Raw genomic sequence first — 15259 nt, forward strand, 5'->3', positions numbered from 1 at the left:
AAATGAAATTATATGTTTACGATCATTGCCCATTTTGTGTACGTGCCCGCATGATTTTGGGTTTAAAAAATTTACCGGTAGAACTTGTGGTGCTGGCAAATGATGATGAAGCAACACCAATTGGTTTAGTGGGCAAAAAAGTCGTGCCAATTCTTGTCAAAGAAGATGGTACTGCGATGCCGGAAAGTTTGGATATCGTAAATTATGTAGATGAACATTTTGGTGAAAAAATCTTATCTGAACACGTTCGTCCTGAAATTGAAGCATGGTTAAAAGAAGTCGGCAGTTATTATGGCCATCTTACAACTGCACGCTTTACACAAATAGGTTTAGCGGAATTTGCAACCCAAAGTGCGGTCGATTATTTCACTAAAAAGAAAACGGAATTTATTGGTGATTTTGCTGAAAATATTGCGAAGACTGAAACCTATCTCACTCGCTTAAAAGGCGATTTAGAGAAATTAACCGTATTGATTCAATCTGAAAATGCCTTAAACGGCCAACTTTCTCTTGAAGATATTATCGTTTTCCCTGTATTACGAAATCTTACTTGTGTGAAAGGAATCGAATTTCCACCAGCAGTTTTAGCTTATGTTAAGAATATGGCTAAGTTAAGTCATGTGCCGTTGTATTTTGGTAAAGCTATTTAATCTCTGTTAAGTCATAGGCCCTGGAAATACTGAAGTTTTGACTTGGATCATAGGTGCGGTCATTTTTTCAGTATTTTTTATTCATCGATCTATAATCTCTAACGTTTACTTTAATAAGAGCGCAGAGATATGGATCAGGAATACCAACGAGCGGTTACCCGTATTTGTGTGGAAACCGCTTTGTTATTGTTACAGCATGGCGCAGAAAGTGCTGTCGTCGTACAAATGGCACAGCGATTAGGTGTAGCTTTAGGCATTGAAAGCGTGGAGTGTGCGTTAACGGCAAATGCCGTCTTGTTGACCACGCTTTCTAAGCAGCATTGTATTACCACCGTGCGGAAAAATGTCGATAAAGGCATTAATATGCAAATCGTTACGGATGTTCAGCACATTGTGGTTGCCGTAGAGCATCACTTGTATGATTTGTCCATGGCTCAAAAGAAACTGGATAAATTAAAACCACTAAAATATAACCGTTATTTGGTGGTGTTTATGATTGGTTTATCTTGTGCCTCTTTTGCTCATCTTTCTGGCGGAGATATGACAATTTGTGCAATCACCTTTATTGCCTCTGCCATTGCCATGTTTGTTCGACAAGAAATTTCTAAACGTCATTACAATCCACTCATCGTCTTTGCCATTACCGCATTTGTTGCCTCACTGATTTCCGGTGTCAGTTTAAAATATAGTTTAGGCAATGATCCTCATATCGCATTAGCTTCTAGCGTTTTATTACTTGTCCCAGGATTCCCATTAATTAATTCTCTTGCAGATATTTTAAAAGGGTATGTCAATATGGGAATAGGACGATGGACCATCGCTACGGTTCTCACCTTTGGTGCTTGTTTAGGTATCGTTTTTGCATTAGATCTTTTAAATATTGTTTCGTGGGTGGGGTAATAGGATGTTTTTACTGAATTTACTCGACGATATGCTTTTTGCAGCCATTCCTGCAGTAGGATTTGCCCTAGTATTTAATGTTCCGCCTAAAGCCTTAAAGTATTGTGCTATTTTAGGTGCACTTGGACATGTCACTAGAACCTTATTATTACACTTTGGAGTACCGATTGTTTTTGCCACTTTTTTTGCCACTTGTGTGATTGGTTTTATTGGTGTGCATTTATCTCATCGCTATTTAGCCCATCCAAAAGTCTTTACCGTTGCGGCAATTATTCCAATGATTCCGGGTGTTCATGCTTATAAAGCGATGATTGCTATCGTACAAATTCATCATTATGGCTTTTCCGATACATTATTTGAGCAAATGATCAGCTCTTTTATCAACACCAGCTTTATTTTGGGTGCCCTTGTTTTGGGCCTCGCCTTACCTGGATTATTGTTCTATCGACAAAAACCAGTTGTATAGAAAAGAAGTATTTTGATTATAACTTTAATAAGTTTAAATTAAGGGCGTGTGTAATACGCCCTTATTTTTTTGTAATTGAATCATTAACCCATCTATTCTTTTAATCTCTAAATTTTGCGGGTATTTTTCTTGAATAGTTGAGTAAATAACTATATTATTCACTCCCTATTATATGTTTCGTGGGTGATACCTTAATGTTACCTGTTAAAGGCATTCAAAAATTATCACAAGATTAATTTCAAATAAAGAGCGGTTAGATTTCACGATGTTTTTATAAAATAGAGTAGAAATTTAACCGCTCTTAAAATAGAAGGAATACAAATGCTTAATCTTATTGTCACTATCATTGCAACTATTTTTGCTGCAAACGCATTAAACTCACTTCCTGAGTTATCACAAAAACATACAGGTGATATAACCTCAATGACACCCGAACAACGTCTTGAAAAAGCAAAGGCACTTTATGAGAAAGGCTTTGATTATGAATATGGGATCACAAAAACGGTTGATCGTACTTTAGCAGATAAATTTCTTAAAGAAGCTGCCGATTTAGGTCACGCTGATGCTCTCTTTTTCTTAGCGATGAATGCGGTAGAGCGTGGCGACCTTGAACAAGCTAGAGCATATGCTGACACTGCTATTAAATTAGGAAACATGGCAGGAAAATATATATTGGCGGAAATTTCTGATTTGCGGGATTCTGAAGAATTATATGAGGCAGGCTTTAAGGCATTAAAAGAGAAGGTTGAACAAGGCGATTTACATTATTCTAATGTACTTGGCTATGCTTATCGTTTCGGTATCGGCACTGAAGAGAATATTAAACAGGCAATTAAAGTTTTTACCCCTTCAGCCGAGCAAGGTAATGCGATGTCATTAGGACATTTAAGTGAAATTTACCTTGAACAGGATAAAATTGAAAAGGCTAAGCCGCTTATGCTGAAAGCCGCTGAAAAAAATAATGATATGGCACAATATAATTTAGCCTATAACATTTATGAAACGGGCTCAGAAGAATCACTTTATTGGCTCAATAAAGCGGCTGAAAATAATAACCTCCAAGCCATCATGTATTTAGCGATTTATTATCAGGATAAGGATATAAAAAAAGCGATTTATTATTATCAAAAAGGTGCTGAATTAAATAATTCTCGGGCTATGCTTGAATTAAGTTATTTATATGAAAACGGTGAAGGTGTAGAAAAGGATGATAAGAAAGCCGTTGAGCTATTAGAAGAAGCGTTTCGATTACAAAATTTAGAAGCCATGAATGAGCTTTCTATTCGTTATTTGGAAGGCCGAGGTGTTGAACGAAATTATGAAATGGCAGAAGCGTTATTTAATAACATAATTTCATTGGATGAAAGTTTAAGCGAGAAAGAAACAGCTTCATATAATGTATATTATCAATTGGCAGAGCGTTATGAAGAATTTGCTAAAGATGATAATGCGGCATTAGATGCCTATAAAAAAGGATTGGAAATTGAAAAGAAAGAAACCAAACGGGATAACAAAAAAATCAAAGCAAAAATTAAAGCATTAGAAGCAAAATTAAATCAGAAAAAATAACGAAAGGGCGGTTGAATTTCATCGTGTTTTTGCAAAACAAGGAAGAAATTTAACCGCTTGTTATTCTTGAATGGAAACAGAACAGTCCTCTAACAAAAGGAATCCAAATGACAAATATCGTCGCATTAATTGCAGCAACCGTATTAAATCTACAAACTCATCTTATCCCTGTGAAATCAAATGAGGCTCTAACAAACTTGGTTATGATTGAACAGATACCCATGACCCAAGCTCAGCGTGTTGAAAAAGCAAAAAAACTTTATGAAGAAGGTTATGATGATTTCTACGGCATTACGCGCCCCATGAATCGTGCGAAAGCGGTAGAGTATTTTCTTGAAGCTGGAAAGTTAGAGAATGCGGATGCTTTATTTTTCCTATCTATTCATCAACAAAATAATGACAATTTAAAGGAGGCCACCCAAGCAGCGAAAAGATCGCTTGAGTTGGGGAATGAAGTCGCCAAAATTAAATTAGGTGAAATTCAAGAAGATGAAAAATTGATGAAAGAAGGTTTCAATGCACTTAAAAAGAAAGTAGATTCTGGCGATATACATTATGCGAATTCTTTAGGCTATGCTTATGAATTTGGAATAGGCACTCCTTTGAATATCAAAGAGGCGATGAAATACTATGAAATGGCAGCAAAACAAAATAATGCGCTAGGGATGACGAATCTTGCCGATCTTTATATTCAAGAAGATAAATTGAAAAAAGCGAAACCTTTATTATTAAAAGCCGCAGAAAAAGAATATGGCTATGCACAGTATTTACTCGCAATGAATTTTTTTGATCTTTATTCTGAGAATAACAAAGAAGCATTATTTTGGTTAGAAAGGGCGGCGAGCAATGATGAACCAGAAGCGCTTTATCAATTAGGCGTGTATTATTCAGAAGGGAATGATTTAGCTAAGTCTATTAAATATTATCAGCGTGCAGCTGAACTTAATCATTCGGATGCTGCACTTGCGTTAAGCTATCTCTATGATGAAGGTATCAGTGTTGAGCAAGATGATGATAAAGCGCTATTCTTCCTTAAAAAGGCCGCAGAATTAGAGAACCAAGAGGCGATTGATGAGTTAGCCTCTATGGCATTGAGTGGGCAAGGCAATATGGATGCTAAAGAAGCAGAGTATTGGATTAAAAAGGCTGGCTATACGGAAGAAATGCTTAAAGAATTAGATAAGCTACAAGAAAAAAGTTTAGAGATGTTTGAAAAAATGCAGAAAGAGAATCAGTAAAAGCTATAGATATACATATTAAAAAACAAAATAAAAACCTGCTTTTCAGCAGGTTTTTATTTTATATGAATGCCAAATTAAGCATGGCAAGTTTGACAAGCAGCCTGGAACATCCAAACAAGTTTTTCTTGTTCTTTGATGTAATCGCTCATTTGAGAAGCGGTACCTTCATCATCAGACTCACCCGCTAATTCAAGGATTTCACGTTGTTGTTCAAGTAATACTTTTAATCCTTCTAATGTGCCTTTTAAGCAAGATTGCGCATCACTTACCCCTAACTCTTCTTTAATACGTGAGTGTTGGAAGTATTGTGAATAACCGTTATGTGGTGTGTAACCTAAAGTTAAGATACGTTCTGCCACTTCATCTACTTTTACTACTAAATCAGTGTAGATTTCTTCAAATTTTGCGTGTAATTCAAAGAAGTTTACCCCTTTAATGTTCCAGTGGTAACCGCGCACGTTGGTATAGAATACTTGATAGGTTGCTAATAATTCATTTAATTTTGCTGCTAATTTTTCAGATGCTTTTTTATCTAAACCGATTGATGTTTTTGACATAGTATTTTCCTCTTTATTGTTGATTAAAATGTTGTTCCCTTGCTTGGGAAGTGCGGTCATTATAAGCATCATTTTTTATTATAGCTATTTCATATTATCTAGTGATTCAATAGTTAAAATCTATTCATAATAAATTATACATAGTTAAAAACTTTTATTTTGAGTTGCGAAAAAAACTCTGTGAAGTAGATCACACATTCAATATTTCCCCTTTGACAGAATGAAGCGAAGATGATTATGATTGATGCAAATCATTTTATTCTAAGATTTGATTGCTTTACTTCATTTTCGAATGAAATGTTTGGCTAGGTTTAAAAACCAAAAATATGATTTTATTACTCATCAGGAGTTTAGTATGACAAAGCATTTTTCCTTTGAAACTAATGAATCTCGTCGTCATTTTATGAAACTTATGGCTGGCGTGGGGGCAGGTCTTGCATTTAGTGGTACGTTAGGCACATTTGCACCAAAAGCCTTTGCTGCAGAAATTAAAGGTAAAACCATTGAAGCGGGGATTGCTTATCCGCTTTCTACCGGTTTTGACCCAATGACATCAAGTGGTGCATCACCTTATGCAGCAAACTTGCACATTTTTGAAGGTTTGGTGGATTTGCATCCTGCAACTCGTGAACCTTATCTTGCTTTAGCAGGAAAAGAGCCAGAACAAGTTGATGAAACAACATGGCGCATTACTTTACGTGAAGGCGCAACCTTCCATGATGGTGCACCGGTCACCACTGAAGACGTTGTATATTCTTTCAATCGTATTATGGATCCAGCCAATAAATCATTATTTGTGATGTTTATTGATTTCGTTGAAAGTGTGAAAGCTGTGGATGATAAAGTGGTGGAATTTAAATTGAAATATCCATTTGCTTTATTTGCTAACCGTTTAACTTGCGTGAAAATTGTACCGAAACACGTGATCGACAAAGTAGGACAATCTGCATTTGATGCACACCCAGTTGGTTCTGGTCCATTCAAATTTGTTTCAGCGGTGAAAGATGACAAAATCGTCTTTGAAGCGTATGAACCTTACAATGGTAAATATCCAGCGCAAGTTGAAAAAATGTCTTGGTTATTACTTTCTGATGCCGCAGCTCGTGTAACTGCACAAGAGTCTAAACGTACTCAAGCAATGGAAAGTGTGCCTTATTTAGACATTAGTCGCTTGAAAAACAAAAAACAACAAGTGCAATCCGTTCAATCTTTCGGCTTGTTATTCTTAATGTTTAACTGTGAGAAAGCTCCGTTTAACAATCCAAAAGTACGTCAAGCGTTACACTATGGTTTAAACACTGACAAACTTGTTGATATTGTATTTGATGGTAATGCAGAAGCTGCAACATCATACTTACAAACTACTCACCCAGATTATATTAAGGCATCAACTCAATATCCTTATGATCCGGAAAAAGCAGCGGCATTATTAAAAGAAGCAGGTGTAACTGAGCTTAAATTTGAATTGCTTGCAACCGACCATGACTGGGTGAAAGAATCTGCACCGTTAATTTTAGAGTCTTGGAACAAGATTCCAGGTGTGAAAGTAACTTTACAACACTTACAATCAGGTGCGTTATACAGCAATAACGTGGATCCTGGTGTATATGAAGTGGCAATCGCTCCAGGTGATCCATCAGTATTCGGTAATGACTTAGACTTGCTTTTAAGCTGGTGGTATCGTGGTGATGTATGGCCGAAACGTCGTTTCCGCTGGAGTAACACCCCTGAGTTTGCGAAAGTGACTGAATTACTCAATGCAGCTGTGAGAGCAAAAGATCACGCTGAAGCGAAAAAATCATGGGAAGAAGCAATTAATATCATTGCGGCTGAAGTACCACTTTATCCGATTGTTCATCGTAAACTTCCTTCTGCATGGGATGATAGCAGCCTTGAAGGCTATCAACCATTGGCAACAACCGGTTTATCTTTCCTCGGTGTGGGCCGTAAATAAAAGCACTTTTTAATTTAATGTTTTGGCTGTTGAGCAATCAACAGCCTTTTTTCTTTCTTTTTAACACCAAAGTGCGGTCATTTTTCTCTCTATTTTTTAATCATTTTTTCTCTTAATTTCATTTCAAAAAAATCTTTGTGAAGCCGATCACAGATTTGAATTTTGCTCTATGTACTTGGATTGACAGGGCTTGGGCTGAACACTATGATTATTGTAATTCATTTTGTTTTTGAATTTGATTGTTTTGCTTCATTTTTGAAGCTAACGAATTTCTCAAGCTAGAATAGGAGAAGTCAGATGGAAATGATACTTCGATTATTGTTACGCCGATTGATGGCCTTGCCAGTCATGATTCTTGGTGTAACAGCACTCGTTTTTGTGGTGCTTCAATTCACACCAGGTGATCCTGCCACGGTGGCATTGGGCGAAAGCGCTAGTGAAGCGGCAAAACAACTTTACCGCGAATCACATGGCTTAAATGATCCACTCTTTGTTCAATATTTTCGATTCTTAGGTAATTTACTTGTATTGGATTTTGGTGTGACTATGCCTCCAGAACTACCAATCAGTAGCATGCTAGCGAAGTCTTTCCCAATCACGTTACAACTTACCTTAATTGGTGTAGTGTTTGCGGCAGTAGTCTCTTTCTCATTAGGTGTACTTGCCGCGCTTTATCGTGATAGCTGGGTAGACCAAGTGATTCGTTTAATCTCTGTTGCAGCGGTTGCGACACCATCATTCTGGTTAGGTATCTTACTTATTCAATGGTTCTCTTTGGAATTAGATTGGTTACCTTCTGGTGGTTTTGTGCCATTCAGCGAAAGCCCGATGGGGTATATCAATTCTATGATTTTGCCATCTCTTGCACTTGCTGTGCCGGTGTGTGCGTCATTAATTCGTGTGGTGCGTACAACCATGGTAGAAGAAATGGATAAAGACTATGTGAGAACGGCGATTGGTAACGGTGTGCCTTATGCAACTGTTATTCGTCACAACGTATTACGCAATGCATTAATCACGCCTGTAACAGTATTAGGTTTACGTGTAGGTTACTTACTTGGTGGTGCGGTAGTTATCGAACAAATCTTTGACTTACCAGGCATGGGTAAATTGATTTTTAACGGCATCGTCAACCATGACTTACACTTAGTGCAAGGTGTGGTTCTGACAATCGCCTTTACCTTCGTTTTAGTGAATATTATCGTTGATATTCTCTATGTGCTGATTAACCCTAAAATTCGGAGTCTATAATGTTTCGTCAAGGTTTAGCAGATAGATTAGCTGCAAGCGGTGCGAGATTCCGAGCACTTTCCACCGCATCAAAAATTTCATTATTATTCTTAGTTTTCGTTGCTTTAGTGGCGGTATTTGCCCCTTGGGTAGCAACACATGATCCATTAGAAGTGATCGCACGTATGCGTGCTCCAAGTGCAGAATATTGGTTTGGGACTGATCGACTTGGTCGTGATATTTTCTCTCGTATTGTTTACGGTGCCCAAACGTCCTTATTTATCGGTTTAGGTGCGGTAGCTTGCGCTATTATTTTCGGTAGTGTTTTAGGTGCAACTGCAGCCACATCCGAGAAATGGGGCAATGAAATTATCATGCGCTTAATGGATATTTTAATGGCCTTCCCAGGTATCGCATTAGCGGCAGTGTTATTAGCAACCTTTGGTAACTCAGTGCCGGTTATTATTATCACCATTGCTGTGGTTTATACCCCGCAACTTGCTCGTGTGGTGCGTGCAAATGTGGTATCACAATGGGATGAAGACTACGTGCGTGCTGAACGCGTTATTGGAGGTAGCCGTACTTATATTCTTCTCAAACACGTTGTACGTAATACCGCGGCACCGGTTTTAGTCTTCGCAACGGTAATGGTGGCAGATGCTATTGTGTTTGAAGCCTCGCTTTCTTTTTTAGGCGCAGGTGTACAACCACCACATCCTTCATGGGGTAACATTCTTTCTGAAGGTCGTAACATTGTATTAAACGGTGCATGGTGGGCGACAACCTTTGCGGGTGTGATGATTCTTCTAACCGTATTAGCCTTAAATATCTTGGCGGAAGGGCTTACCGATGCATTGGTTAACCCGCGCTTAAAAGGTAGTAAAAAACCAGAAGGTAAATCTGATGAGCGTCTCTCTACCGACGTACAAGAAGCACTTGCTGAAGGGCTTGCATTAAAACGTTACTTACTCAAATTACATGAAAAAGAAATCACCCGTACGAATCGTATGCAGTTAAATCCAAATGCAAAACCGATTTTACAAGTGAAAAACTTATCTATTCGCTTCCCAAATCGTTATGGCGAAATTCCATTGGTTGATAACATCAGTTTCACCGTAAATGAAGGGGAAACTATGGGGTTAGTAGGTGAGTCTGGTTGTGGTAAATCCATTACAGCATTCTCTATCATGGGCTTGTTACCAAAAACAGCAAAAATCACTGGGGAAGTGCTTTTCACCGACCGCAGTGGCAAACAACACAGTTTACTTAACGCTAACAATCTAAGTGAATTGCGTGGTTCTGAAATTGCGATGATTTACCAAGACTCTTTAAGTGCATTAAACCCATCAATGCGTATTAAAGATCAAATGGCACAGCTCATTAAACGTGGTAGCCATCATACCGCAGAAAAATTGTTGGAATGGGTACACCTTGATCCTGAAAAAGTATTGAACCGTTATCCACACGAACTTTCTGGTGGTCAACGTCAACGTGTGGTGATTGCAATGGCATTAACTCGTGAGCCGAAATTATTAATTGCCGATGAACCAACAACCGCATTAGACGTAACCGTTCAAGCTGAAGTAGTGAAATTATTGAATGAATTACGTGAAAAACTGGGTTTTGCGATGGTGTTTGTCAGCCACGATTTAGCCTTAGTTGCACAATTAGCTCACCACATTACCGTAATGTATGCGGGACAAGTAGTTGAAATGGCACCAACATCCTTATTGCTTGCTAATCCAACACACGAATATACCCGTGGCTTATTGGGCTCTGTACTTTCAACTGAAGTCCGTGCGAAACGTTTATATCAAATTCCGGGCAGCGTACCATCACCTTACGATTTTGCTGTAGGTGACCGTTTTGCAAGTCGTTCATTACGACCAGATGCAAATCCGGATCAAAAATTGATATTAACCGCCGTGGAAGGCGAGCCGTCTCACTTATGGGCTTCTCATTTAGCTAAGCCTGTAACGGAAGCGAAAGGAGCATAATATGAGCAGTAGTATTAAAGTCATTAAAGAACAAAACATCATCGATTTAGAAAATATCGTGGTGCAATTTCCTTCTCGCGACGGTTCATTATTTGGACGTAAAAAATTCACAGCCGTAAACAATGTGAGTCTTGGCATTAAAGCGGGGGAAACCATTGGTTTAGTTGGGGAGTCTGGTTGCGGAAAATCTACCTTAGCCAATGTGATCATTGGACTGCTTAAACCGACATCTGGTTTAGTGAAATTTAACGGTTTACAAATGCAATATGGCAGCTCAGAAGCGAGAAAACAATTCGGTCGCCAAGTGTCGGTCATTTTCCAAGACCCGGCAACCGCACTGAATCCTCGTATGAAAGTGTTGGATATTTTGCGTGACCCAATGGATATTCACAATGTGTTACAACCACACGAACGGGAAAAACGTGTGTATGACTTGCTTTCTCGCGTCGGTTTACCTCGTTCTGCAGCACAAGTTGAGCCAACCCGTTTATCCGGTGGTCAAAAACAACGTGTGGCGATTGCTCGTGCTCTAGCGCTGAATCCAAAACTGATTGTTGCGGATGAGCCGACTTCTGCGTTAGACGTATCCGTTCGTGCTCAGGTGTTAAACTTATTGGCGGATTTGAAAAAAGAACTCAATCTTGCCATGGTGTTTATCTCTCACGATATCCAAACAGTACGTCAAGTATCTGACCGTATTGTCGTGATGTACGGCGGTCAAATCTTGGAAACGGGTAGCACTGAAGATATTTTCAATCACCCAACCGTGGATTACACCCGAAAATTACTTGGTGTTGCCCCGTCATTGTTATAAAATGAGTGAATAAAACATCTTAATTTATAACCGCACTTTTAAAGTGCGGTTATTTTTTTGATCATTTTTTTGTTTTAAAGTGTTGATAAATTCTTAGAAAAATATTCCGAAAGTCTTTTAGAGTTTAGGTTTTTTCTCAAATATCGTAGAATGAGCATATAAAAATAAGGAGATTTAATATGCAACAAAAAATTCAACAAGCATTAGCCGATTCGCCACTTTCAAATGCAATTCTTTCTGCATTAGAAGAACAAGAATGGAAAGGTTTTTTATCTGCTGAAAAAGTGCGGTCAATTTGTGATGAATTTAAGCTTACACCTGTTCAATTAGGTTTGGCACTTTTGCCCGTAGCGGCTTGTTATAGCCATACACCCATTTCAGAATTTCATGTTGGAGCGATTGCGATTGGTGAAAGTGGTGATTTTTACTTTGGTGCGAATCAAGAGTTTCAGGGTAGTAGCATGGCTCAAACCATCCATGCTGAACAAAGTGCGATTAGCCATGCATGGTTACGCAATGAACCTAGAATCACCGATATAGTAGTGAATTACACGCCTTGTGGTCACTGCCGTCAATTTATGAATGAGCTTTATCAAGCGGCAGATTTAAAGATCCATTTGCCACACAGTCAAAATAATCTACTTCCTCAATATTTACCTGATAGCTTTGGCCCGAAAGATTTAGGCGTTGATTTGCTTCTATTAAACAAAGAAGAACAAGGTTTTACATTGACGACAGAAGATGAAGTGGCAAATAAAGCAATTTTAGGTGCAAACCGAGCACATTCACCTTATTCTAACAGCCCTCATGGTGTAGGCATTTTATTTAAAAATGGGGAAATGATTTGTGGTCGATATGCAGAAAATGCGGCATTCAACCCAAGCCTACCTGCTATGCAAACAGCGATTAATTTTGCTTATTTAAATCAATTGGATGTATCGAAAATTGAGCGAGTGGTATTTGCAGAGAAGCCTTTGCGTTTAAGTCACCGCAAGATGGCAGAGCAGTTATTGAAGAGCCTCTGCAAGGTGAAAATGGAATATATTAGCTTGTAAAGTGCGGTCAAAAATGAATTAGTTTTTGAACTAAAAGAAAAGGCGAACAGAGATAATCTCTCATGTTCGCCTTTCTTTTTACTAATTTTATGCTAATTCAGCACGTAATTTTTTCGTGACATCAACCATCACTTTTAACGCGGCAATTGTTTCAGGCCAACCGCGCGTTTTTAATCCACAGTCTGGGTTTACCCATAAACGTTCTTTCGGCACCACTTGTAATGCTTTGCGAAGAAGATGTTCAATTTCTTCTGCTGCAGGTACGCGTGGACTATGAATGTCATATACGCCAGGACCAATATCATTTGGGTATTTGAAATCACCAAATGCGGTGAGTAATTCCATGTCAGAGCGCGAGGTTTCGATAGTAATGACATCGGCATCTAAGGCTGCAATAGCGGGTAGAATGTCGTTAAATTCGGAATAACACATGTGCGTATGAATTTGGGTATCATCTTGGCAACCCATTGAACTTAAACGGAAGGCTTCGCCTGCCCATTTCAAATAAGCATACCAATCTGCACGTTTTAACGGCAAACCTTCACGAATAGCGGGCTCATCAATTTGAATGACTTTGATGCCTGCCTTTTCTAAATCTAATACTTCATCAGAAAGCGCTACCGCAATTTGTTTGCAGACTGTTTCACGAGAAATATCGTTACGCACGAAAGACCATTGTAAGATCGTGACTGGACCTGTCAGCATGCCTTTCATCACTTTATTGGTAAGGCTTTGGGCATATTGTGACCAACGTACCGTCATTGGTTCTGGACGAGTAACATCACCGTAAATCACAGGCGGTTTTACGCAACGAGAACCATAACTTTGTACCCAACCAAATTTGGTGAAGGCAAAACCATCGAGTAGTTCGCCGAAATATTCCACCATGTCGTTACGTTCTGCTTCGCCATGTACCAATACATCTAAGTCTAATTTTTCTTGCTCACGTACAACAAATTCAATTTCTTTTTTCATTGCAGTTTCGTAATCAGCTAAGCTGAGTTCGCCTTTTTTGAAGGCAGCACGAGCATGACGAATGGCTGTCGTTTGTGGGAAAGAACCAATATTCGTCGTTGGTAGAAGTGGTAAATTTAACCACGCATTTTGTAATTTAATACGTTCCGCAAATGGCGATTTACGTTGGTCTGCATTTTTCGGTAGATTTGCTAAACGTTCTGCCACACAAGTGCGGTGAATTTCACGCGAGTTTTTACGTGCATCCGCAGCTACTTGAGAAGCCTCTAATTCGGCTTTAACAGCTTCACGGCCTTGTTCTAGTGCGGTCTTAATAATGCGTAATTCTTGAATTTTTTGTAACGTGAAAGCCAACCATTGATAAAGCTCAGGCTTATTTGCTTGGAGTTGCGTTTCAACTTCTAAATCATAAGGTGTATGGAGGAGAGAGCAACTTGGTGCAATCCATAAACGCTCACCTAATTTCACTTTTAATGGCTCAACCACATCTAACACTTGATTTAAGTTTGCCCGCCAAATATTACGGCCATCAATGATACCTACAGATAATATTTTGTCGTAATCCGCAAAGGCAGCAAGTTGTTCTGGTGCACGCACTAAATCGATGTGTAAACCTGCTACAGGTAAGGCTTTTAACAAATCAGCATGTTCTGCCACAGAACCGAAATAAGTCGCAAGCAATAATTTCGCTTTCACTTGTTCAGCAAAAGTGGCGTAAACCGCTTTATAAGCAACAATCCATTCTGCCGGTAAATCTAAGGTGAGAGCAGGTTCATCAATTTGAATGTATTCCACACCTTCCGCAGCTAACGTATTTAAGATTTCAACATAAACCGGCACGAGTTGTGCTAATAAATCAAAGCGATTAAATGCGGTACCTTTTTCTTTACCTAACCAAAGGAAAGTGAGTGGTCCAACGATTGTTGGTTTAACTTGATACCCAAGCGCTTTAGCTTCACGGATTTGTGTCACATAATGTGCTGGGTTTGCTTTAAATTGCGTCTCTTTATGGAATTCGGGTACAAGATAGTGGTAGTTGGTATCGAACCATTTTGTCATTTCAATCGCAAATTGGGTTTTATTACCACGCGCTAATTGGAAATATTGATCAAGTGTTAAATTTTGGCTATCGAAACCAAAACGAGCAGGAATCGCACCTGTTGCCACTTGTAAATCTAAAATGTGATCGTAAAGTGTGAAATCAGCCACCGCGACAAAATCAGCATTTGCCTTGGCTTGGTGTTGCCAGTTAAGTTCACGTAATCTTTTTGCAATATCTAATAAATCTGCTTCTGCAATTTCGCCACGCCAGTAACGCTCTTGAGCAAATTTAAGTTCACGCTTTGCGCCTACGCGCGGAAATCCTGCTAAATGAAATGTTGTCATAATTAATCCTTCTATTGTTTTGTTTGGTTTAGACGTCTAAACGTCTGTTCGGTTATAGAATGCAATAGAAAATAAAATTACACAACTTCATAATTTTCAGGTTTTGAATGAATTTTATTAATAAATCTGTATTATTTTAACGAATGAAAGTGGAGGGTAGGGAAAAAAGACAAAAAAATAACCGCACTTTAAAGCGCGGTTATAGAGAATTCTGAACAGTTTAGTTGAGATTATTCAACACCAACCATTACAGAAGTTGCTTTGATAATCGCATATGCTTCTTTACCAACTGCTAAACCTAATTCTTTTACTGCATCGATAGAGATGGTAGAAGAAATTATGTTGCCGTTACCGATATCAATGTGTACGATTGCGTTCACAGAACCAGTTTCGATTGATTTTACAGTACCTTTAAGTTGGTTTCTTGCACTAATTTTCATCAAGTATTTCCTTATGTTTGAGTTA

Annotated in this window: 13 protein-coding genes; 10 read left to right on the forward strand and 3 right to left on the reverse strand. The window is 38.6% G+C overall.

Annotated features, from left to right (window positions below; all coding sequences use genetic code 11):
* Positions 1-2: 2 nt before the first annotated feature.
* The 5 genes from grxB to QP437_RS08255 all read left to right on the forward strand — a co-directional run bounded on the left by grxB (position 3) and on the right by QP437_RS08255 (position 4823).
* Positions 3-650: a glutaredoxin 2 gene (gene grxB, locus QP437_RS08235; RefSeq protein WP_285267522.1), complete on the forward strand. Its 648-nt coding sequence runs from the start codon at positions 3-5 to the stop codon at positions 648-650.
* Positions 651-779: 129 nt separating this feature from the next.
* Complete coding sequence (locus tag QP437_RS08240; RefSeq protein WP_049368771.1) at positions 780-1550, forward strand: threonine/serine exporter ThrE family protein; 771 nt, start codon at positions 780-782, stop codon at positions 1548-1550.
* Between the two features lie 4 nt (positions 1551-1554).
* On the forward strand, positions 1555-2016 hold the full coding sequence (locus tag QP437_RS08245; protein ID WP_049365508.1) for a threonine/serine exporter family protein: 462 nt from the start codon (positions 1555-1557) through the stop codon (positions 2014-2016).
* Between the two features lie 321 nt (positions 2017-2337).
* Entirely contained in the window at positions 2338-3585 is a 1248-nt protein-coding gene (locus QP437_RS08250; protein WP_285267523.1) for a tetratricopeptide repeat protein, read from the forward strand.
* Positions 3586-3692: 107 nt separating this feature from the next.
* On the forward strand, positions 3693-4823 hold the full coding sequence (locus QP437_RS08255) for a tetratricopeptide repeat protein (RefSeq protein WP_285267524.1): 1131 nt from the start codon (positions 3693-3695) through the stop codon (positions 4821-4823).
* Positions 4824-4900: 77 nt separating this feature from the next.
* Here QP437_RS08255 and QP437_RS08260 read toward each other — a convergent pair whose 3' ends face one another.
* Entirely contained in the window at positions 4901-5383 is a 483-nt protein-coding gene (locus QP437_RS08260) for a Dps family protein (protein ID WP_111315248.1), read from the reverse strand.
* 355 nt (positions 5384-5738) lie between these two features.
* Between QP437_RS08260 and QP437_RS08265 the strand changes: the two genes are divergently transcribed.
* The 5 genes from QP437_RS08265 to cdd all read left to right on the forward strand — a co-directional run bounded on the left by QP437_RS08265 (position 5739) and on the right by cdd (position 12433).
* Complete coding sequence (locus QP437_RS08265; protein WP_111315247.1) at positions 5739-7337, forward strand: ABC transporter substrate-binding protein; 1599 nt, start codon at positions 5739-5741, stop codon at positions 7335-7337.
* A 297-nt stretch (positions 7338-7634) separates the two neighbouring features.
* Positions 7635-8588, forward strand: a complete 954-nt coding sequence (locus QP437_RS08270; protein WP_014065363.1) for an ABC transporter permease — start codon at positions 7635-7637, stop codon at positions 8586-8588.
* On the forward strand, positions 8588-10564 hold the full coding sequence (locus QP437_RS08275) for a dipeptide/oligopeptide/nickel ABC transporter permease/ATP-binding protein (RefSeq protein WP_285267525.1): 1977 nt from the start codon (positions 8588-8590) through the stop codon (positions 10562-10564). The genes QP437_RS08270 and QP437_RS08275 overlap by 1 nt, the downstream gene beginning before the upstream one ends.
* A gap of 1 nt (position 10565) precedes the next feature.
* Entirely contained in the window at positions 10566-11378 is an 813-nt protein-coding gene (locus QP437_RS08280; protein WP_005696082.1) for an ABC transporter ATP-binding protein, read from the forward strand.
* Positions 11379-11557: 179 nt separating this feature from the next.
* Positions 11558-12433, forward strand: coding sequence for a cytidine deaminase (gene cdd / locus QP437_RS08285; protein WP_285267526.1), 876 nt, complete (start codon positions 11558-11560; stop codon positions 12431-12433).
* A gap of 87 nt (positions 12434-12520) precedes the next feature.
* Here cdd and metE read toward each other — a convergent pair whose 3' ends face one another.
* Both metE and QP437_RS08295 read right to left on the reverse strand, forming a co-directional pair.
* Positions 12521-14794, reverse strand: coding sequence for a 5-methyltetrahydropteroyltriglutamate--homocysteine S-methyltransferase (gene metE, locus QP437_RS08290; protein ID WP_285267527.1), 2274 nt, complete (start codon positions 14792-14794; stop codon positions 12521-12523).
* A 230-nt stretch (positions 14795-15024) separates the two neighbouring features.
* Positions 15025-15234 carry a molybdopterin-binding protein gene (locus tag QP437_RS08295; RefSeq protein WP_005696093.1) on the reverse strand — a complete coding sequence of 70 codons (210 nt, stop codon included), beginning with the start codon at positions 15232-15234 and terminating at the stop codon, positions 15025-15027.
* Between the last annotated feature and the right edge of the window lie 25 nt (positions 15235-15259).

The sequence above is a fragment of the Haemophilus sp. UMB1048 genome (assembly GCF_030218125.1).
In the GTDB taxonomy this organism is placed as follows: domain Bacteria; phylum Pseudomonadota; class Gammaproteobacteria; order Enterobacterales; family Pasteurellaceae; genus Haemophilus_D.